This window comes from Nocardiopsis sp. iso_25, from assembly GCF_056173305.1.
Genome location: NZ_CM149667.1, coordinates 4,604,420 through 4,623,868 on the forward strand (window position 1 = coordinate 4,604,420; position 19,449 = coordinate 4,623,868).

The 19,449-nt window shown below is 68.4% G+C and carries 18 protein-coding genes and 1 tRNA gene; 4 read left to right on the forward strand and 15 right to left on the reverse strand.

What is annotated here, in order from left to right:
- Positions 1-12: 12 nt before the first annotated feature.
- Genes AC0VX6_RS19785 through ctaC form a run of 3 tightly spaced genes read right to left on the reverse strand, consistent with a single transcriptional unit; the run spans position 13 to position 3,125 of the window.
- Positions 13-438, reverse strand: a complete 426-nt coding sequence (locus tag AC0VX6_RS19785) for a cytochrome c oxidase subunit 4 (protein ID WP_475465553.1) — start codon at positions 436-438, stop codon at positions 13-15.
- Positions 439-444: 6 nt separating this feature from the next.
- Positions 445-2,121 (reverse strand): aa3-type cytochrome oxidase subunit I, encoded by a 1,677-nt coding sequence (gene ctaD, locus AC0VX6_RS19790; RefSeq protein WP_475465554.1) that lies wholly within the window; start codon positions 2,119-2,121, stop codon positions 445-447.
- Positions 2,118-3,125: an aa3-type cytochrome oxidase subunit II gene (ctaC, locus tag AC0VX6_RS19795; RefSeq protein WP_475465556.1), complete on the reverse strand. Its 1,008-nt coding sequence runs from the start codon at positions 3,123-3,125 to the stop codon at positions 2,118-2,120. The genes ctaD and ctaC overlap by 4 nt, the downstream gene beginning before the upstream one ends.
- A 408-nt stretch (positions 3,126-3,533) precedes the next feature.
- On the opposite strand from ctaC, the gene AC0VX6_RS19800 reads away from it, so the two are divergent.
- Positions 3,534-3,782 (forward strand): sulfurtransferase TusA family protein, encoded by a 249-nt coding sequence (locus AC0VX6_RS19800; RefSeq protein ID WP_212643501.1) that lies wholly within the window; start codon positions 3,534-3,536, stop codon positions 3,780-3,782.
- Positions 3,783-4,055: 273 nt separating this feature from the next.
- Here the strand turns inward: AC0VX6_RS19800 and rpsD are convergent, their stop codons facing one another.
- From rpsD to AC0VX6_RS19840, 8 genes are all read right to left on the reverse strand, one after another.
- Positions 4,056-4,667, reverse strand: a complete 612-nt coding sequence (gene rpsD / locus AC0VX6_RS19805) for a 30S ribosomal protein S4 (RefSeq protein ID WP_013154168.1) — start codon at positions 4,665-4,667, stop codon at positions 4,056-4,058.
- Between the two features lie 333 nt (positions 4,668-5,000).
- A complete protein-coding gene (locus AC0VX6_RS19810; protein WP_274974117.1) occupies positions 5,001-5,972 on the reverse strand; it encodes a carbohydrate kinase family protein in 972 nt (323 codons plus the stop codon).
- Between the two features lie 349 nt (positions 5,973-6,321).
- Positions 6,322-6,669, reverse strand: a complete 348-nt coding sequence (locus tag AC0VX6_RS19815) for a HesB/IscA family protein (protein ID WP_013154170.1) — start codon at positions 6,667-6,669, stop codon at positions 6,322-6,324.
- Positions 6,670-7,037: 368 nt separating this feature from the next.
- Positions 7,038-7,907, reverse strand: coding sequence for an ABC transporter ATP-binding protein (locus tag AC0VX6_RS19820; protein WP_475465558.1), 870 nt, complete (start codon positions 7,905-7,907; stop codon positions 7,038-7,040).
- On the reverse strand, positions 7,900-8,784 hold the full coding sequence (locus AC0VX6_RS19825; RefSeq protein ID WP_274974119.1) for an ABC transporter ATP-binding protein: 885 nt from the start codon (positions 8,782-8,784) through the stop codon (positions 7,900-7,902). Before AC0VX6_RS19825 ends, AC0VX6_RS19820 begins: the two co-directional genes overlap by 8 nt.
- Positions 8,774-9,763, reverse strand: a complete 990-nt coding sequence (locus tag AC0VX6_RS19830; RefSeq protein WP_475465560.1) for a branched-chain amino acid ABC transporter permease — start codon at positions 9,761-9,763, stop codon at positions 8,774-8,776. The genes AC0VX6_RS19825 and AC0VX6_RS19830 overlap by 11 nt, the downstream gene beginning before the upstream one ends.
- An 11-nt stretch (positions 9,764-9,774) precedes the next feature.
- Complete coding sequence (locus AC0VX6_RS19835; RefSeq protein ID WP_475465562.1) at positions 9,775-11,331, reverse strand: branched-chain amino acid ABC transporter permease; 1,557 nt, start codon at positions 11,329-11,331, stop codon at positions 9,775-9,777.
- A gap of 401 nt (positions 11,332-11,732) precedes the next feature.
- Positions 11,733-12,299, reverse strand: a complete 567-nt coding sequence (locus tag AC0VX6_RS19840) for an ANTAR domain-containing response regulator (protein WP_019610955.1) — start codon at positions 12,297-12,299, stop codon at positions 11,733-11,735.
- 163 nt (positions 12,300-12,462) lie between these two features.
- On the opposite strand from AC0VX6_RS19840, the gene AC0VX6_RS19845 reads away from it, so the two are divergent.
- The 3 genes from AC0VX6_RS19845 to AC0VX6_RS19855 all read left to right on the forward strand — a co-directional run bounded on the left by AC0VX6_RS19845 (position 12,463) and on the right by AC0VX6_RS19855 (position 14,639).
- Positions 12,463-12,535 (forward strand) — tRNA-Leu (locus AC0VX6_RS19845).
- Between the two features lie 110 nt (positions 12,536-12,645).
- Positions 12,646-13,446, forward strand: coding sequence for a transposase (locus AC0VX6_RS19850; protein ID WP_475465563.1), 801 nt, complete (start codon positions 12,646-12,648; stop codon positions 13,444-13,446).
- Positions 13,447-13,655: 209 nt separating this feature from the next.
- A complete protein-coding gene (locus AC0VX6_RS19855) occupies positions 13,656-14,639 on the forward strand; it encodes a DUF1266 domain-containing protein (protein ID WP_475465564.1) in 984 nt (327 codons plus the stop codon).
- Between the two features lie 123 nt (positions 14,640-14,762).
- Here AC0VX6_RS19855 and pyk read toward each other — a convergent pair whose 3' ends face one another.
- The 4 genes from pyk to AC0VX6_RS19875 form a co-directional block, all read right to left on the reverse strand.
- Positions 14,763-16,196 carry a pyruvate kinase gene (pyk, locus tag AC0VX6_RS19860; RefSeq protein ID WP_475465565.1) on the reverse strand — a complete coding sequence of 478 codons (1,434 nt, stop codon included), beginning with the start codon at positions 16,194-16,196 and terminating at the stop codon, positions 14,763-14,765.
- A gap of 236 nt (positions 16,197-16,432) precedes the next feature.
- The gene (locus tag AC0VX6_RS19865; protein WP_274978197.1) at positions 16,433-17,332 is read right to left on the reverse strand and encodes a prenyltransferase; all 900 of its coding nucleotides are present in this window, start codon (positions 17,330-17,332) and stop codon (positions 16,433-16,435) included.
- A gap of 74 nt (positions 17,333-17,406) precedes the next feature.
- Positions 17,407-17,790 (reverse strand): DUF2784 domain-containing protein, encoded by a 384-nt coding sequence (locus tag AC0VX6_RS19870; RefSeq protein WP_274974126.1) that lies wholly within the window; start codon positions 17,788-17,790, stop codon positions 17,407-17,409.
- A gap of 199 nt (positions 17,791-17,989) precedes the next feature.
- Positions 17,990-19,444, reverse strand: a complete 1,455-nt coding sequence (locus AC0VX6_RS19875) for a glutamate synthase subunit beta (protein WP_274974127.1) — start codon at positions 19,442-19,444, stop codon at positions 17,990-17,992.
- Positions 19,445-19,449: the final 5 nt, after the last annotated feature.

The following is a 19,449-nucleotide window of genomic DNA, read 5'->3' on the forward strand; positions in this document are numbered from 1 at the left end:
CGGCCCGACCCCCTAGTGCTGGAACTCGTTGCGGTAGTACTCGAAGATCCAACCGATGGCGGTCAGGATGATGGCGAAGGCGCCGATGAACACCATCCACCAGCCGATCGCCACGCCCACCGCGGTGAACGCCACGGCCAGCGCCACCCACAGCGGCCAGGAGCTGTGCGGGCTGAAGAAGCCGTACTCGCCGGAGTTCTCGGAGATCTCCCCGTCCAGCCGCTCCTCCGCGGGGAGCCCGTGGAAGTGCTCGCTGCGGCGGGCCGCCTGCCAGAGCCAGAAGCCGATCATCCAACCGAAGCCGATGGAGACCACCAGGGCGGTGGTGCCCGTCCACTCGATCGTGCCGGTGTCCTGCCAGGACCAGTACACGTACAGGGCGGCGGCCAGACCGAAGAAGGTCGAGACGCCCATGAACAGATAGGCCTGCGTCTTCATTGCGCCCTACTCCTTCGTGGCGCCCACCGGGACGGCGCCCGGGGCCGCGGCGTGCGGGTGGTTCAGGTCGAACGCGGGACGCTCGGAGCGGATCCGCGGCAGCGACGTGAAGTTGTGCCGCGGCGGCGGGCAGGACGTGGCCCACTCCAGCGAGCAGCCGTAGCCCCACGGGTCGTCCACGGTGACCAGCGGCGCCTTCTTCGAGGTGATGTACATGTTCCAGAAGAAGATCAGCGTCGAGGCCGCCAGCACGAACGAGGACACCGAGGAGATCTGGTTCAGCTCGGTGAAGCCGTCACCGGGCAGGTAGTCGGCGTAGCGGCGCGGGAAACCCGCCGCGCCCAGCCAGTGCTGCACCAGGAACGTGCCGTGGAAGCCCAGGAACAGCAGCCAGAAGTGGAACTTGCCCAGCTTCTCGTTGAGCATCTTGCCGGTGAACTTGGGCCACCAGAAGTAGAAGCCCGCGAACATCGCGAACACCACGGTGCCGAACACCACGTAGTGGAAGTGGGCCACCACGAAGTAGGAGTCGGTGACGTGGAAGTCGATCGGCGGGGAGGCCAGCAGCACACCGGTCAGACCGCCGAACAGGAAGGTCACCAGGAAGCCGATGACGAAGAGCATCGGCGTCTCGAAGGTGATCTGGCCCCGCCACATCGTGCCGATCCAGTTGAAGAACTTCACGCCGGTCGGGACCGCGATGAGGAAGCTCATGAACGAGAAGAACGGCAGCAGGACCGCGCCGGTCGGGAACATGTGGTGCGCCCACACGGTGACCGACAGGCCGGTGATGGCGATGGTCGCCGCGACCAGGCTCTTGTAGCCGAAGATCGGCTTGCGGCTGAACACCGGGATGATCTCGGTCACGATGCCGAAGAACGGCAGCGCGATGATGTACACCTCGGGGTGGCCGAAGAACCAGAACAGGTGCTGCCACAGGATGGCGCCGCCGTGCTCGGCGTTGAACACCTGCGTGCCGACCATGCGGTCCGCGCCCAGCGCGATCAGGGCGGCGGTCAGGACCGGGAACGCGATGAGCACCAGCACGCTGGTGAGCAGGGTGTTCCAGGTGAAGATCGGCATGCGGAACATCGTCATACCGGGCGCGCGCATGCACAGGCCGGTGGTGATGAAGTTGACCGCGCCCAGGATGGTGCCCAGACCCGACACCACCAGGCCCAGGATCCACAGGTCACCGCCCAGACCCGGCGAGCGCACCGCGTCCGACAGCGGCGTGTAGGCGAACCAGCCGAAGCTGGCCGCGCCGCCCGGGGTTAGGAACCCGCTGATGGCGATGAGGCTGCCGAACAGGAACAGGTAGTAGCTGAACAGGTTCATCCTCGGGAACGCCACGTCGGGCGAACCGATCTGCAACGGCATGATCACGTTCGAGAACCCGACGAACAGCGGCGTCGCGAACATCAGCAGCATGATCGTGCCGTGCATGGTGAACAGCTGGTTGAACTGCTCGTTGGACATGGCCTGCATGCCCGGGAAGAACAGCTCGACGCGCATGAGCACCGCGAGCAGACCACCGAAGAGGAAGAACACGAAGGAGGTGATCAGGTACATGTACCCGATGACCTTGTGGTCGGTGGACGTCATCCATTTGACGATCATCGACCCCTTGCGCGACGGTGCCTGACCGCCCGCGAGAGTGGGGCTTGACGTGGTGGTGCTCATGACTGCTCATTCTCCTCGGCGTCGGACGCGCCGGAACCGGTGTCCTGCCCGTCGGCCTCGGAGCCGCCGCTGCCGGTGCCCTCCTCGTCGGTGCCGGAGCCCTCGGCGCCCGCGCCCTCGGCACCGGAGCCCTCACCGGAGGCCGGCTGGTCGCCGGTGTCGGCGGCCTCGAGCTCGGCCTCCTCGGCGGCCTGCTGCTGCTCGGCCGCCCAGGCGTCGTACTCGTCCTGGGGCAGGACCTGGACGTTGAAGAGCATGCGGGCGTGGTCCACACCGCACAGCTCGGCGCAGCGGCCCACGTACTCGCCCGCGGTGCCCTCGTTGATGTCGGCCTGGAAGGCGTTGTCCCGACCGGGGATGACGTCCATCTTGAAACCGAACTCGGGGATCCAGAACGAGTGGATGACGTCCGGCGAGTGCAGGTCGAAGTGGACGGTCGCGCCCTCGGGCAGCACCAGGGTCGTCTGGGTGGAGGGGTCGGCGGTGCCGTCCGGGTTGGGGATACCCGTCTCGGCGAAGAGCACCTCCCCGCCGTTCTCCTTCTTGTCGTCGAGGTAGTTGAACTGCCAGGCCCATTGGAAGGCCACGACCTCGATGTTGACGTCCGCCGGCTCGTCGGTGTCGAGCAGGATCGCCTGGTCCCGGGCGGTGAAGAAGAACAGCACCGAGATGATGACGATCGGCAGCACGGTGTAGAGCGCTTCGATGGGCATGTTGTACCGCACCTGCGGCGGCAACTGCTCAGAGCGCTTGCGGTGGAAGATGACCGACCAGACGATCAGCCCCCACACGAGAATGCCGACCGCGAAAGCCGCCACCCAGGAGCCCTGCCAGAGCGAGAGAACACGCTCGGCCTGGTTGGTGATCGGCTCCGGCATGCCCAAACGAGTGAGATCGTTCGACGCGCAGCCGGTCGCGGCCAGCCCCAGCACGGCGAGCGCGGCGCCGCGTGGTGCCCATCGGCGCAGGTTGCGGCGCCGATTCTCTTGGCGGGTCGGACTCACGGATTGCCTTCCCAGCGGTGTAGCCCGTGGAACCTCCACGGGCGGCCTAAGTATCCAAAGCTTTTCAGGGGGAAACATTATCGCGAACCGCCCAGCGGCCAGTTCAGGGGCTTACCTGGTCAGCGTGTTGCCGACCCCCCTGGGCGGAGCTGGCGGCGGTACGTGGAGCCGGGCCCGTTCGCCCGCGGAGGATACCCTCCCGGCTGGCTACGGAGCGCGGCCCGGCGTTCCCCCGGGCCCTCTTCCCGATCGCGCCCCTTCCGCCTCTCGGGGGCGGCGTGGACGTTTCACGAGGAGAGAACAAGGTGAGCGTATCGCTGGATTTACGACGCCCTTAACCGGGTTCGCCTTAGGAACGCGACCAGGTCAGGATGGTCACCACCAGACGACGACACACGGGGGTCTTCCGTGCCCGAGTACCCGCCCCGGCCTCCCCTGGTCACGGTGGAGGCGGTGGGCCGCAAGTGCCCGATCCCGATCATCATGCTCGCCGCCAGGCTGCACGAGGTGCCCATAGGCGCGGTCATCGCGGTCACCGCGGACGACCCCGCCGCCAGCGCGGACATCCCCGCCTGGTGCCGGATGAAGATGCACGAGTTCGTCGCCGAGCGGCCCCTGGCGCGGGGCAGCGCCTTCCACATCCGGCGCATGTACTGACCCGGCCCCGGCGGCCGTCCCGCACCCGGGGGCGGGGCGGGGACCACGGCTGGGCGGGGAGTTAAGAGGAGGACCGAAACCCCGTGCCACGCGGCTCGGGGTTTTCGGTTCCGGTGCGATAACGATTCGCGCCCCGCCGAATCCTGGGCGTGGCGCGTTCCACACCACCCCGGACACGGAGAGGCCGCGCGGACCGGGTCCGCGCGGCCTGACCTGCCCCGCATCGGCCGCCCCTCGGGGAGGAGGCGGCCGCGCACACGCCGAGGCGGGTGACTAGCGGGCGTAGAACTCCACGACCAGCTGCTCGTCGAAGGGCACCGGGATCTGCTCGCGCTTGGGGCGGTCGACGACCGCGACGCGCAGGTCCTTGTGGCTCACGGCGAGGAATCCGGCGATCTTGTCGTCGGCGTGGACGCCCTCGGCGGCCTCGACGAACGGCACCATGTTGCGGGACTTCTCCCGAACACTGATGATCTGACCGGGCTTGACCTGGTACGACGGGATGTCGACCTTCTTGCCGTCCACGGTGATGTGACCGTGGTTGACGAACTGACGCGCGGCGTAGATCGAGGCGGCCAGACCGGCGCGCAGCACGACCGTGGCCAGACGCAGCTCCAGCTCGGCGAGCATCTCCTCACCGGTGCGCCCCGTGCGCTTCTTCGCGCTCTCGTAGACGCGCAGCATCTGCTTCTCGGTCAGGTCGTAGTACCAGCGCACCTTCTGCTTCTCCGCCTGGCGGACCGCGTAGTCGCTGCTGTTGCGGCGGACGCGGCGGCCGTGCTCGCCGGGCGGGTAGGGACGCTTCTCGAAGTAGCTGACCGCCTTACGGGTCAGCGGGGTGCCGGCGCGCCGGGACAACCGCACCTTCGGTCCGGTGTAGCGCATGCAATGTCCTTTCCGGATGAATCCGGGGAATCCCAGGTAAGGCTGGCCTAGATCTGGGAGGCGCTCAACGCGCCCGAGCCCGCGCGGGCGCGCCGGAGCACGCACAGCGGGACAGGTTCCCCAACCGTCGCGGCGACCCGGCGCGGACGGCTTGGGCTGGGTAACCGGCACGCGTTTCAGCGCACCGGCGGGCACGGGGCTCCCCGTGCGGGACACCGGCTCCCAGGGAGCGGCGGCCGTGCGGGGCGCGGCCCGGTCCGACAGGCGGACACGGGTCGTGCGGGTCGCGACTACCCACTCTACGGGCTCGCGGACACCACCCCGACCCGTCGACTACACGAAGGGCGCGACCTCGGCCGAGGCCTCCGCGCCGTAGGACTCCTCCAGACGCGCCAGGAGCGAAGCCCCCGTCAGGGTGTACTCCTGCGGCCCGTCGGCCTCCAGGCAGTGCACCGCGGTCGCGTTGCCCACCTGGGCGGCCCGCTCCAGCGACAGCCCCCACGAGTGCGCGGCCAGGAAACCCGCGCGGAACGCGTCCCCCATGCCCGTGGGGTCGACCAGCTCCCCCACCGCCGCGGCCGGCACGTGCACGCTCGGCTCCCCCACACGGTCGATACGCGCACCCTTGGCGCCCAACGTGGTGATCCGGGTGCCCACCCGCTCCAGGACGTCGGCGTCGGACCAGCCCGTCTTCTGCTCGGCCAGCGCCTTCTCGTACTCGTTCGTGAACAGGAAGGCCGCACCCTCGATCAGACCCCGCACCTCGGGCCCCTCCATCCGCGCCAGCTGCTGGGAGGGGTCGGCGGCGAAGGCGATGCCGCGGGCACGGCACTCCTCGCTGTGACGCACCATCGCGGCCGGGTCGTCCGCCCCGATCAGCACCAGGTCCAGCCCTCCCAGACGGTCCGCGATCGGCTGGAGCTCGATGTTGCGCGCCTCGGCCATGGCCCCGGCGTAGAAGGACGCGATCTGGTTCTGGTCCCGGTCCGTGGTGCAGATGAACCGGGCGGTGTGACGCAGCTCGGAGATGTAGACCGCGGAGGTGTCCACGCCGTGGCGGTCCAGCCAGGCGCGGTAGTCCTCGAAGTCGGCCCCGGCCGCACCCACCAGCACCGGGTTGAGGCCGAACCCGCCCATCCCGAAGCAGATGTTGGCCGCGACACCGCCGCGCCGCACGTCCAGCTCGTCGATCAGGAAGGACAGCGACAACTGCTGGATCTGGTCGGGGATGATCTGTTCCGCGAAGCGACCCTCGAAGGACATCAGATGGTCGGTGGCGATGGATCCGGCAACCGCGATACGCACGGGACGAAGGCTCCTTGGTCGGGAGGTGTCGGTCTGCTGACCGGACGGGGCTGCGGGCATGGCAGAGGACGTGCCCGGTTCGGACTGCCCCAGGTTAGTGCAGCGCGCCCGCGGACCAACTGACAACCGCCCCCAACCGCCCCACCCCGCACACCGAAAACCCCGCACACGACGAAGGGGGAGGGCGGCACAAGCCGCCCTCCCCCCGAAGAACCGCGTCCCCGGCCGACCCGGACCCCGGGGTCCGGCCCGCCCGACGACCGCACCCGGGACGCCTCACGCCCCGGGACGCGTCCACCGCAGCACCCCGGACCCACCGGCCCGAAAGCCCCCGGCGGGACGGCACCCCCTAGTTGAAGGAGTCACCGCAGGCGCAGGAACCGGTGGCGTTGGGGTTGTCGATGGTGAAACCCTGCTTCTCGATGGTGTCGACGAAGTCGATCGTGGCACCGATCAGGTAGGGGGAGCTCATCCGGTCGGTGACCACCTCCACACCGCCGAAGTCGCTGACCACGTCGCCGTCGAGCTCGCGCTCGTCGAAGTAGAGCTGGTAACGCAGCCCCGAGCAACCACCGGGCTGAACGGCCACGCGAAGACGCAGGTCGTCCCGCCCCTCCTGCTCAAGGAGCGCCCTGACCTTGCTGGACGCCTCGTCGGTGAGGATGATGCCCTCGGTGGTCTCGCTCTGAACCGTCATGCTGGAAAGCTCCTCTGGAAAGGGGTAGCGGCTGGCCGGCGACCCCCTTGGTCGCGTCTGGACCGGCCCGCCGCGGCGGGTCCCGTCCTCTTCAACGGTTCTCAACGCCCGACACCGGTACCGCATTCCTCATTCCTCGCGCACCGGCGGACACGGGCGTCACAGCGCCGCTGTGTTCTCCCCGCCCCCGACCCGCACTGCGGACGGGGCCGCGGACGGGCACGGACGTGCCCGTCCTCCCAGGGTAATTTGTCCCGACCCGGGACGCCATCTCCCGCCCGGACCTGTGCACGAAGCCACCCGCCGCACCCCGCGCAGCGCAAAAGGGGCGGAGCCCGCCACAGGCCCCGCCCCTCCCCTCCGGCGACTCAGCCCTTGGCCAGCGTCCCCAGGTACAGCTCGATCACGTTCGGATCGTTCAACAGGTCCGCACCCGTACCGGTGTAGGCGTTGCGCCCCTGGTCCAGCACGTAACCGCGGTCACAGATCTGCAAGCAGCGACGCGCGTTCTGCTCCACCATGATCACCGACACACCAGTCCGGTTGACCTCCTTGACCCGCTGGAAGACCTCCTCCTGGTAGATCGGCGACAGACCCGCGGTCGGCTCGTCCAACAACAGCACCGACGGCTCCATCATCAGCGCACGCCCCATGGCCACCATCTGGCGCTCACCACCCGACAACGACCCCGCCTTGGCCTTGCGCCGGTCCCCCAGCAGCGGGAACAGCTCCGCCACCGCCGCGAACCGCTTCGTGAACGACCGCGGCCGCAGGAACGCCCCCATCTGGAGGTTCTCCTCGATGGTCAGCGACGGGAACACGTTCTGCGTCTGCGGAACGTAACCCACCCCCCGCTCCACCAGACCGTGCGCCGGCAGACCGGCGATGTCGGCCCCCCGCAGCGTCAGAGCGCCCTCACGCACCGGGATCAACCCGAACACCGTCTTGATCAGCGTGGACTTACCCGCCCCGTTCGGGCCGATGATCGCCACGACCTCGCCCTCGGACAACGTCAGAGTGCACCCGTTGAGGATGTTCACCCCCGGCACGTACCCCGCCACCAGCTCACTGGCCAACAGCAGGTAGTCCTCCGGACCGCCCACCGGCGCCGCCTCACCGGCCTGCTCCAACACCTCCTCACGGTGCTCCTGCACCGCGGCGGCCTCCTCGGCCTCCACCGGAACCCCGTCCGAAACCTTCGCCGCCTTCTCCGGACTCGGCTTCGCGCTCTCAGTCATCACCACTCCCCGGGGCCTCGGCCGTCTCCTCCTGGGCACCCAGGTAGGCGTCGATCACCTGCTGGTTGGACCGGATGTCCGAAGGACGGCCCTCCGCGATCACCTGCCCCTGCGCGAGCACCACGATCCAGTCGCTGATCCCCATGATCACGTCCATGTCGTGCTCCACGAAGAGCACCGTCTTGCCCTCGTCGCGCAACGACGTGATGTGCCCCAGCAACGACTGCACCAGCGCCGGGTTCACCCCCGCCATCGGCTCGTCCAGCATGATCATGGCCGGATCGGTCATCAGCGAACGCGCCATCTCCAACAGCTTGCGCTGACCGCCCGAGAGCGAACCCGCCATGTCCCCGCGCTTGTCGATGAGCTTGAAACGCTCCAACAGATCCAGCGCGCGACGCGTGTTCTCCTTCTCCTGCCCCTGCCACACCGGACGCAGGAACGCACCCGCCATCCGCTCACCGAACTGACCCGGCGCACCCAGCAGCATGTTGTCCAACACCGTCATCCGGGTCAGCGCCTTGGTCAACTGGAAGGTCCGCACCATCCCCGCACGCGCCACCTGATGGCCGCGCCTGCCGTTGATCGGCCTGCCCTGGAAGGTCCAACGCCCCCCGTCCACCCGGTCGAAACCGGTCAACAGGTTGAACAGCGTCGACTTACCCGCACCGTTCGGACCGATCAACGCCGTGATCGTCCCCCGCTGCACCTCCAGGTGACCCACGTCCACCGCGGTCAGACCGCCGAAGGAACGGCGCACACCATCCGCCACCAGGATCGGGTCCGACTTCGCCGAACCCGGCACCGGCTCCGCACCGGCCACGCGGTCGACCCCGACCCCGGACCCGACACCGCCGCCCACCTTGTCACTTGACATTGATCAGCATCTCCTTGCGGTCGCCGATGAGACCCTGCGGCCGGAAGACGATCAGCAACACCAGCAGCAGACCCACGAAGGCCAACTGGATCGCACCGTAGTCCGGACCGTCCAGGAACGGCAGCCACCCCATCGAGCCGAAACCCTGGAGCACACCGTCGGTGAAGTTCATCAGGAACCAGAACGCCATCGCGCCCAGCACCGGACCGAACACCCGACCGGCACCGCCCAACAGCAGGATCACCCACAGGAAGAACGTCACCTGCGGCTTGAACTGGTCCGGCTGGATCGACGCCTGGTACACGGCCAGCATGCACCCCGCCAGGGCACCCACCAGACCGCCCAGCACCAGCGCCTGCATCTTGTACGCGAACACGTTCTTGCCCAGGCTGCGGACCGCGTCCTCGTCCTCCCGGATGCCCTTGATGACACGCCCCCACGGACTGTGCATCAGCATCCACGTCAACCCGGCCGTCAACAGCACCAGGCCCCACGTCACCACCAGAACCCACAGGTGGTTGCCGTTGTAGGACAACGCCCCGAAACCGTAACGCTCACCCCCGTCGAACGGGTTGATCGCACGGAAGTCCGACGCCAGGTTCTGCAACCCGTACACACCACCGGTCAACGGCTCGGCGAAACCCGCCCGGTACACCAGACGGATCACCTCCGCCGCCGCGATCGTGGTGATCGACAGGTAGTCCGCCCGCAACCGCAGCGTCGGAATACCCAGCAACAGGGCCATCACGAACGCGCACAGCAGACCGACACCGAAACCCACCACCAACGGCAGGTCGAACACCGCCACACTGATACCCACGCCGTAGGCGCCCACCAGCATGAAACCCACCTGGCCGAAGTTCAACAGCCCGGTGTAACCGAAGTGGAGGTTGAGGCCGACCGCCGCGAGCGCGTAGATCGCCGCGATCGGACCGAGCGCCGACCGGGTGGACTCAGCGAGGATCGAAAGGATATCCATCGTCTTCTCTCCTAGCCGACCCGCTCACGCCGACCGAGCAGACCCTGGGGCCTGAACAGCAGCATGAGGATCATCAGCGCCAGAGCCCATGCCTGCATGAGCTGGGACGGGAACCACAGGGTGGACAACATCGCCACCAGGCCGACCGCCAGGCCGCCGACCATCGCACCGTAAGCCGTGCCGAGACCGCCCAGGATCACCGCGGCGAACATCATCAGCAGCAGACGGAAGCCCATCTCGTACTCGACCACCTGGTTGAGCCCGTAGAGCACACCGCCCAGAGCGGCCAGACCGCCACCGAGCCCCCACACGTACAGCGTGACCCGGTCCACGTCGATACCCGACGACTCCGCCAGGTCCCGGTTGTCCGACACCGCGCGCATCGCCTTGCCGATCCGGGTGAACTGCAACAGACAGGCCACCCCCACCAGCACCACGATCGCCACCGCCATGACCACCAGGTCGCGCGGCGGCATCGACACCGGCCCCAGACGCACCATCTCCTGGAGCTGGAAACCCGCGTAACGCTCCCGGCCCGCCCCGAAGAGCACCAGGATCACGTGCCGCACCACCAGCGCCAGACCGATCGAGACGATGAACATCTGGATCATCGCCACGTTGCGGTGCCGCAGCGGACGCCAGATGTAGCGCTCCATCGACCCGCCCAGCACCGCGCCCATCAGGACCGCGACCACCGCCGCCAACCACAGCGGCACACTCCAGCCGACCGCGTCCCCCATCACACCGAGAACCGTCGCCAACGCGATACCCGCGAAGATCGACAGCCACTGCGCGACGACCAGCGCCGTCCGCGACAACCTGGTCTCCAGGAAGGCGCCGATCAGCACCGCCGCGCCCAGACCCAGGAAGAGCGCCAACAGCGCGTTGCCCATACCCGCGGCACCCGTGCTGAAGAGCAGCGCGATCATCGCACCGAAGGTCACCAGGTCACCGTGGGCGAAGTTGATCAGCTTCGTCGTGCCGAAGATCAACGAGAGCCCGATCGCGGACACCGCGATCACCAGGCCGAACAGCAGACCCGCCGCGGTGAGCTGGAGCACCCGGTCCCCGAAGGAGCCACCGGTGTCGGTGTTGGGCGCCAACGACTCCTCGTCGGCCGCCTCCCCGCCGGAGGAGTCCTCCGTCTCCTCCTGCGAGGGCGAGGCCGACTCCTCCTCGGCCGCGCCCGCCGCCTCCAGGGCGACGATCAGCGGCCGCCGGTCGTCCGCCTCGACCTCCACCTCGGTCTCGCCGTCGACGAAGAGGGCCTCGATCACCGCGAACTCCCCGGGGACGGACTCCTGGTCCACCACCACGCGGTAGGTGCCCGGTTCGGGCAGGCCCACTTCCCACATTCCTTCAGAGTCGGTCTCCGCCGCCCCGACCTCGTCCTCGCCGTCGTAGACCGTGATCACGATGCCTTCGACACCCTGATCCCGGTTCTCCGGATGGAGGATCTGACCGTGCAGCGCTTCACCGCCCTGTTCGTCTGCCGTCGCCGCTGGCCCCGGGATCACCAGGATGGCGGTGATCAGGGCGAGCAACACGGTCACAAGACGTGTGCGCACGCGCGCTCCTTGCGCATCTGAGGGTGGCGGTGGCGAATGCGCGCACGCGCCACCGCTGTCCTTTGCTGTTCGGTGCGGTGAGTTTAGCCCGATTTAGGCAAGTTGTTCAGATGCGCTAATGCCACGTGACCCAACCGTCATCCCATCGTGTGCAAACGAGACCAAACCGGTACACCTGGCGCATTGACCCTGAACATCTGTCTCGTTTCCGCCGCGTTAAGCGCCTGAACTGCATAGTTTTTCCACACCCGGCGTACCGGAGTGATCACGAGGAGCCGGGAGGAGAAGGCGCGGGCGGAGACGACGAAGGGGGCCACACCCGGTTCGGGTGCGGCCCCCTTCGTTCAGACCAGTTCAGTCCGGCTGGCGCGGACGCGTAAGCGCCGCTTACCGGCGGCGGCTCACTGCTTGCCGCCGAGGGTCTCCACGACCGTCTCGGCGACCCTGCGCATGGTCAGCCGCCGGTCCATCGAGTTCTTCTGGATCCAGCGGAACGCCTCAGGCTCGCTCATCCCGTGGCGGCTCTGGAGCAGACCCTTGGCCTGTTCGACCAGCTTGCGGGTCTCCAACCGCTCCTGGAGGCTGGAGACCTCCGACTCCAGCGCGGACAGCTCCGCGTAGCGCGAGGTGGCCATCTCGATGGCGGGCACGAGGTCGGCCTTGTTGAACGGCTTGACCAGGTAGGCCATGGCCCCGGCCTCGCGCGCCCGCTCGACCAGCTCCCGCTGGGAGAAGGCGGTCAGGATCACCACCGGGGCGATGCGCTCGGCGGCGATGCGCTCGGCGGCCGAGAGGCCGTCGAGCACGGGCATCTTGATGTCGGTGATCACCAGGTCGGGCTTGAGCTCCTGGGCAAGGCGGATCACGGTCTCACCGTCACCGGCCTCGCCCACGACGGCGTAGCCGTCCTCCTCAAGCATCTCCTTGAGGTCCAGGCGGATCAGGGCCTCGTCTTCCGCGATCACCACACGGCTCTGCGTCCTCGTCACGTACACGAGGTTACCGAGATCAGCTAGGATGCTGGACGTCGGGACGGGCATGCGCGTCAATCGTGATACCACTGTTGACGGAGCACACCGGCCGGACAGGCAGACGCACACCAGCCAGGATGTCCATTTCGCCCCACAAAAAGCCCTGATATCCCAATGGCAGAGGAAATGGTCTCAAACACCATCAAGTGTGGGTTCGAATCCCACTCAGGGCACAACACTCCAGAGTCGCCCCATCCGGGCGGCTCTTTTCATTTCGGGCATATCAACCCACCGTAGTCAAGCAATCGACGGATTGTCACAGGCATGGGCAAGCATGTATGTCATGTACGCATCGCACGTCCGCCGTTCGGCGGTATCCCTACTGGACTCCGGGATCTCCTACAACGAGGTCAGCCGACGCCTGGGCATCAACCGGGCAACCCTCCGCGCCTGGTCGCGTGACCGTTCCCTGATCGACAAGTACCGGGACAACGGTGACTGCCCCCGCTGCGAACCGCTCCCCCGCCCGCCGAAGGCAGCCGACGCCTACAGCTACCTCCTGGGCCTGTACCTCGGTGATGGTGCCATCAGCCTGACGGGGGACGGCAGCCGGGGCGTGTGGCGACTGAGGATCTCCTGCGGCGACTCCTGGCCGGGTCTCATCCAGGAGTGTGAGAACACCATGGCGCAGGTGCTCCCCGGGCACGCGGTGGGCCGGATCGGCTGCGTCGGATGCACCGAGGTCTACAGCGACTGGAAGCACTGGCCCTGGCTGTTTCCGCAGCACGGGCCGGGAAAGAAGCACGAACGGCCCATCGTCCTGAAGGCCTGGCAGCAGGAGATCGTCGACGCTCATCCCGAACCGTTCGTCCGAGGCCTGATCCATTCCGACGGGTGCCGCATCACCAACAGGGTCCGCAGGCGGACCGGTGAGGAATGGAAGTACTACGAGTACCCCCGCTACCAGTTCATCAACGTCTCCGAGGACATCACCGGCCTGCTCACCGACGCACTCGACCGCCTCGGAATTCCGTGGAAGCGCCACACCAGTCCACGTCCGCCGAGGCGCGACAAGATCGTCGTCTCGGTGTCGCGGAAGGAGGCCGTGGCGCGCATGGACGCCTTCATCGGGCCCAAGTACTGAGGGACCGGACAGACGGGCCAGAACCTGCGTAACTACCCAGCCGGTACCGCCCTAAATAGGCCCTTTGTCACTTTATGCCGGGGCAACACGGCGGAACCGGTCACATCACGGCCACAACCTGAGTACAACCCGTGAGTTCGGTCGCCTCCGCGGGCGCGCGTCCTTGATCCTGGAGTTCCAGAAGCGATTTCTCAGGAGAGGAGCAGCGGGTGCTGACCGCGGTGGCCGGGATCGTCGGCGCACTGGTTATCGGCGCCTGGATGGTGGTGGCGTGGGGTTCCCAGCGCCGCCAGCCGTGGCTGCTGACCCCCGTCGCGCTGCTCATCGTCCTTCTCGTGGCCGTCGGCCAGCCGGGCTGGGCGTTCGTGCCCGTCGTGGCGCTGGTCGCCGGTTCCTTCGCGGAGCTGGTGGTGGGCTCGCGCGAGTCCCCCACCCTGCGCACCAAGGACCCCGACGCGCCGTTGAGCACCGAGCGCTGGGCGGCGGCCGTGGCCGCGCCGTTCCGGGTGGCGTTGGCCGAGCCCTGGGACGTGGTGGCCCGGCCGTCGCTGCGCCGTCCCTACCAGCGGATGCTGGAGCGCCAGTGGGGGGTGACCGACCGCGAGTCGCTGCTGGAGGCGGTGGACGCCCTGTTGGAGGAGCTGCGTACGGGTCCGAAGCTGGATCTGGTGGTGGATCTGAGCGCGGGGGTGGCCAGGTCGCGTCTGCCGCGTGAGCGGGGCGGGCAGGTGACGGGTGCGCACGTGCGGCTGAGTGAGGAGCAGGTGGCGCGGTTGCGCGCGGTCACGGGGGTGGCCGAGGCGGACGAGACGGTGCTCATCGGTGCCTACCAGTGGTGGAAGTCGGTGCACGTGATCCGGCTGGTGTGCGGGGGCGCGTCGTTGGACTGGTTGAGTCCGGTGGAGACGCAGACGCTGTTGCGGCGGGTGGCCTCGGATCTTCAGCGGCGGTACGCGTCGTGGCAGCAGTTGTCGATGGCCTTCCACGCGGGTTATCTGTTGTGGCCGGAGAAGGGTGTGGAGGGCGACCACGGCGGTACGGACCGGGTGTGGGCGGCGTTGGGTCTGCTGACGGAGGACGAGCGCAGCCCGTGGAACCTGTTGCCGTGGGACATGCCGTTGGAGCGTGTGCTGCCGGAGGGGGGCGCCGGGCCGGAGTCGCGGGGGGACGTGCGCGGGGAGTCGGCGGCCTGAGGTGGTGCGGCGGGGCCGCACCTGGTCCTGACCCGGTGGGCGGCGCGGCTCATACGCCGTGTCCTCCGGGCCGGACCTGATGCGGCACGTCGGGGGCGCCCGGTGCGGGGCGCCCGGGTACTCCTACTGCGCCGCGAGGGCGACGGCGTCGCCGAGGCGGTGGACGCGCAGGAAGTTGGTGGAACCGGTGGTTCCGGGCGGGCTGCCGGCGACGATGACGATCTTGTCGCCCTTGTGGTAGTCGCCGAGCTGGAGGAGTTCGGCCTCCACCTGGCGGACCATGTCGTCGGTGTTGTCGACCCAGGGCACGATGTGGCTCTCGACTCCCCAGGTGAGGGAGAGCACTCCGCGGGTGCTCTCCTCGGTGGTGAAGGCCATCAGCGGGATGGGTGAGCGGTAACGGGCCAGGCGTCGGGCGGTCTCGCCGGACATGGTGAAGGCGACCAGGGCTTTGGCTCCGACGGTGGCGCCGATCTCGGCGGCGGCGCGGGCGATGGCTCCGCCGGTGGTCTCGGGTACCCGGTTGAGGATGTGCGAGGCGCGCAGGGACTCCTGCTCGGCGGCGCTGACGATGCGGGCCATGGTCTCGACGGTCTCGACGGGGTACTTGCCGACGCTGGTCTCTCCGGAGAGCATGACGGCGTCGGCGCCGTCGAGGACGGCGTTGGCGACGTCGGAGGCCTCGGCGCGGGTGGGCCGGGGTGATCCGATCATGGATTCGAGCATCTGGGTGGCGACGATGACCGGTTTGGCCTTGTCGCGGCAGCGTTCGACGGCGCGTTTTTGCACCATGGGGACGTTTTCGAGGGGGAGTTCGACGCCGAGGTCGCCGCGGGCGACCATGACTCCGTCGAAGACCTCGATGATGTCCTGGAGCCGTTCGACGGCCTGGGGCTTCTCGACCTTGGCGATGAGGGGGACGGTGACGCCCTCCTCGTCCATGATGCGGTGGCACTCCTCGGCGTCTGCGGGGCTGCGGACGAAGGAGAGGGCGACCATGTCGACGCCCTGGCGCAGGGCCCAGCGCAGGTCGGCCTCGTCCTTTTCGGTGAGTGCGGGGACGCTGACGGCGACGCCGGGGAGGTTGAGTCCCTTGTGGTTGGAGACGGTGCCGGCGACGACGACGCGGGTGTGGACGTCGGTGCTGGTGGTCTTGGTGCACTCCAGCGCGATGCGGCCGTCGTCGATGAGGACGCGGTCGCCGGGGCGTACGTCGGCGGGGAGTCCCTTGTAGGTGGTGGAGACGCGGTGGGCGTCTCCGGGGACGTCGTCGGTGGTGATGGTGAATTCGTCGCCGACGTTGAGGTCGACGGGGCCGTCGGCGAAGGTGCCGACGCGGATCTTGGGCCCTTGGAGGTCGGCGAGGACGCCGACGGCTCGTTGTGCGGCCTCAGCGGCGCCTCGCAGGTTGGCGAGGTTGGCGCTGTGGTCGTCGTGGGTTCCGTGGCTGAGGTTGAGTCGGGCGACGTCCAGTCCGGCTTCGACGAGCTTGCGGAGGACTTCCGGGCTCGAGGTGGCGGGACCGAGGGTCGCGACGATTTTTGCTCGACGTGTCACGCATAACACTCTAGAGCGTCTGGAGGATGGAGTGGTCTAAACCAGGTTGCGAATGGACGTATGTGGGGCTGCGGGAAGTCGAACGGCGAGCACCCTGGGTGAGGTTTGGTGGCGTTGGGTGGTGGGGTGTCTTCGCTGGTGTGGGGGGCACGGCCTCGGCGGGGCCCGGTGTCTGCGGGGCTCGGTGTCTGCGGAGGTCTGGTCTTGGCCGGGGCTGGTGGGCGGGGTCGGGGGTGTCAGCTGTCGCGGCGGCGGGGTGGGATGTAGCACTGGAGGCGGCCGTAGGCGCACAGGATGCGCAGGCGTTGGACGGTGCGCATGCCTTCGCGTTCGAGGGTGGCGGCGGTGTCCCAGTGCTGCCAGGTGGCGTCCCAGCCGCCGTCGGGTCGTTGGGTCTGTTCGAAGAAGTCGAGGTTGCGTCGGATCTCGGTGTCGGTGAACAGGGGTCGGGCGATGTGGTCGGGGTGGGTGGCGATGTCGAGTGCGGTGTGGGCGTGTCGGTTCGGGTTGGGTTTGGGGTGGGTGTCGATGACGGCGCGGATCATGGGGTGGAGTCGGCTGGTGGTGCGCAGGGCGCGGTCGCGGTCGGGGACGTGCTGGAGGAAGGTGCAGATGCCGATGGCCTGGTGGGGGTCGGTCCAGTGCAGGGCGTTGATGTGTTTCCAGCAGTAGGCGGTGGCGTTGTCGCGCCAGGTGTGGCTGATGTTGTGTTTGTGGAGGTATCCGGCGAGGAGTGCGGTGAGTCCGAGGTCGCTGGTGGAGTCGTGGTGCTGTTGCCACCAGGGGGCGGCTTCGGTGTGGCGGACGTCGGGTCGTACGCAGGGCAGGCCGCCGTCGGGGTTGGTGACGGTGGTGAGGTAGCGGCAGATGCCGGTGCCGAGGCTGGTGGGGATGGGGCCGAGGTCGTCGAGGTAGCGCAGGGCGATCTCGGTGGCGGCGGGTTGGCTGGTGTGTCCGCGCAGGTCGGGGTCGAGTCCGTTGCCGTAGCCGCCGTCGAGGTTGCGGTAGGCGGAGAGTGCGGAGCGGACGGGTTCGGTGGGTCCGTTCTGGAAGAGGTGGGCGAAGCGGAGCCGGTCGATGAGCCGGGCGTTTCGCATGGTGAAGTGTTCTGCGGCGCGAAGGGAGTCCCAGGTCACAACGGTCATGTCTTCGACGGTACGTCCGTGTGCGGGGCGGGGAAATGGTTGGCGGGCCAATCCATTCGCGATCTTTACGCGCGGTTCGGGGTGGTGTTGCGTGTGCGTCTTCGGGTGCGGATGAGGAGTCCTGCCCAGGAGGCGAGGACGGTGAGGGCGACGGCGAGCCGTGCGGTGAGCAGGTGTTCGGCGGGGTAGACGATGCCGGTGAGGTAGTGGTCGATGAAGCCTTCGGGGGGCAGTCCCTGTTGTCCGGCGCTTAGGCGGGCCCAGTTCTCGACGTGGGTGAGGGGGCAGGGCCAGCCGATGAGGGTGATGGCGAGTCCGTAGAGGGTGCAGCCGAGGTGGATCCACAGGGTGCGGGGCCACTTCCAGGCGAGGAACCCGCCGAGGGCGAGGTAGGCGAGGAAGGCCAGGTGCGTGACCATGGCGGTGTCGGCGATGAGCCGGTAGGTCATCGTCTGGCCTCCCGGGCGCGTGGTGGGTGCTCCTGGTTTCCAGTATCGGCGCCGTCTCCCGGCGGGGCCAGGGGGTGTCGGGGGCTGTGGATGGTGCGGGTGGAAACCCGGATGGCTCTTCACCTGGCGGTGGACACGGCGACGCGCCGGGTGCGGAGGGTGTACTCCGCGCCCGGCGCGTGTGTGTGCCTGGTTGTGGCTAGACGAGCGGTCGCGCGGTCGGCGGGATGGTGACCGGCAGGGTGCTGTCGTCGGTGAGGTAGCGGTCCACTCCGGCGGCGGCGGAGCGGCCCTCGGCGATGGCCCAGACGATGAGTGACTGGCCGCGGCCCATGTCGCCGGCGCAGTAGACGCCGTCGACGGTGGTGCGGTAGTCGGTGTCGCGGACGACGTTGCCGCGTCCGTCGAGTTCGACGCCGAGCTGGTCGAGCAGGCCCTCCTTCTGGGGACCGACGAAGCCCATGGCGAGGGTGACGAGTTCGGCGGGGATCTCTCGTTCGGTACCCTCGACGGGTTCGAAGCCCTTGTCGGTGCGCTTGACCTCGACGAGCTTGAGGGCGCGGACGCGGCCGTTGTCGTCGCCGAGGAACTCGACGGTGTTGACGGCGTAGATCCGCTTGCCGCCCTCCTCGTGGGCGCTGGTGACCTTGTAGAGCATGGGCATGGTCGGCCAGGGCTGGTTGTCGGGCCGCGTGGTGGGCGGCTTGGGCATGATCTCCAGCTGGGTGACCGATGCGGCGCCCTGGCGGTGGGCGGTGCCGACGCAGTCGGCGCCGGTGTCGCCGCCGCCGATGACGACGACGTGCTTGCCTTGGGCGCTGATGGCGGGCGTGTCGTAGTCGCCCTCCTGGACCCGGTTGGCCAGGGGCAGGTACTCCATGGCCTGGTGGATGCCGTCGAGTTCGCGGCCCTTGGCGGGCAGGTCGCGCCAGGCGGTGGCGCCGCCGCTGATGACGACGGCGTCGTGGTCGGCGCGCAGTTGGTCGGCGGTGATGTCGGTGCCGACGTCGACTCCGGCGCGGAAGGTGGTGCCTTCGGCGCTCATCTGGGCGAGGCGGCGGTCGATGTGCCGCTTCTCCATCTTGAACTCGGGGATGCCGTAGCGCAGGAGGCCGCCGATGCGGTCGGCGCGTTCGTAGACGGTGACGTCGTGTCCGGCGCGGGTGAGCTGCTGGGCGGCGGCGAGTCCGGCGGGGCCGGAGCCGACGACGGCGACCTTCTTGCCGGTGCGGGTGGTGGGGGGCAGGGGCTTGACCCAGCCCTCCTCCCACGCGCGGTCGATGATGGAGACCTCGACGTTCTTGATGGTGACGGCGGGTTGGTTGATGCCGAGCACGCACGCGGATTCGCACGGTGCGGGGCAGAGTCTGCCGGTGAACTCGGGGAAGTTGTTGGTGGCGTGCAGGCGTTCGATCGCCTCGGCCCAGTCGTGGGTGTGGACGAGGTTGTTCCACTCGGGGATGAGGTTGCCGAGCGGGCAGCCGTTGTGGCAGAAGGGGATGCCGCAGTCCATGCAGCGCGAGGCCTGCTTGGTGACGGTTCCCCGGTCGAAGTCCTCGTAGACCTCGCGCCAGTCCTGGATGCGCACGTCGACGGGTCGGTGCTTGGGGAGCTCTCGCTCGGTGGTCTTCAGGAAGCCCTTGGGGTCGGCCATGTGCC

Excerpts from the sequence above, each read along its gene's own strand:
- AC0VX6_RS19785 (WP_475465553.1), bottom strand. The coding sequence starts at position 438 with ATGAAGACGCAGGCCTATCTGTTCATGGGCGTCTCGACCTTCTTCGGT.
- ctaD (WP_475465554.1), bottom strand. The coding sequence starts at position 2,121 with ATGAGCACCACCACGTCAAGCCCCACTCTCGCGGGCGGTCAGGCACCG.
- rpsD (WP_013154168.1), bottom strand. The coding sequence starts at position 4,667 with ATGCGCTACACCGGACCGAAGGTGCGGTTGTCCCGGCGCGCCGGCACC.
- AC0VX6_RS19815 (WP_013154170.1), bottom strand. The coding sequence starts at position 6,669 with ATGACGGTTCAGAGCGAGACCACCGAGGGCATCATCCTCACCGACGAG.
- AC0VX6_RS19820 (WP_475465558.1), bottom strand. The coding sequence starts at position 7,907 with ATGACTGAGAGCGCGAAGCCGAGTCCGGAGAAGGCGGCGAAGGTTTCG.
- AC0VX6_RS19825 (WP_274974119.1), bottom strand. The coding sequence starts at position 8,784 with ATGTCAAGTGACAAGGTGGGCGGCGGTGTCGGGTCCGGGGTCGGGGTC.
- AC0VX6_RS19830 (WP_475465560.1), bottom strand. The coding sequence starts at position 9,763 with ATGGATATCCTTTCGATCCTCGCTGAGTCCACCCGGTCGGCGCTCGGT.
- AC0VX6_RS19850 (WP_475465563.1), top strand. The coding sequence starts at position 12,646 with ATGTACGCATCGCACGTCCGCCGTTCGGCGGTATCCCTACTGGACTCC.
- AC0VX6_RS19870 (WP_274974126.1), bottom strand. The coding sequence starts at position 17,790 with ATGACCTACCGGCTCATCGCCGACACCGCCATGGTCACGCACCTGGCC.
- AC0VX6_RS19875 (WP_274974127.1), bottom strand. The coding sequence starts at position 19,444 with ATGGCCGACCCCAAGGGCTTCCTGAAGACCACCGAGCGAGAGCTCCCC.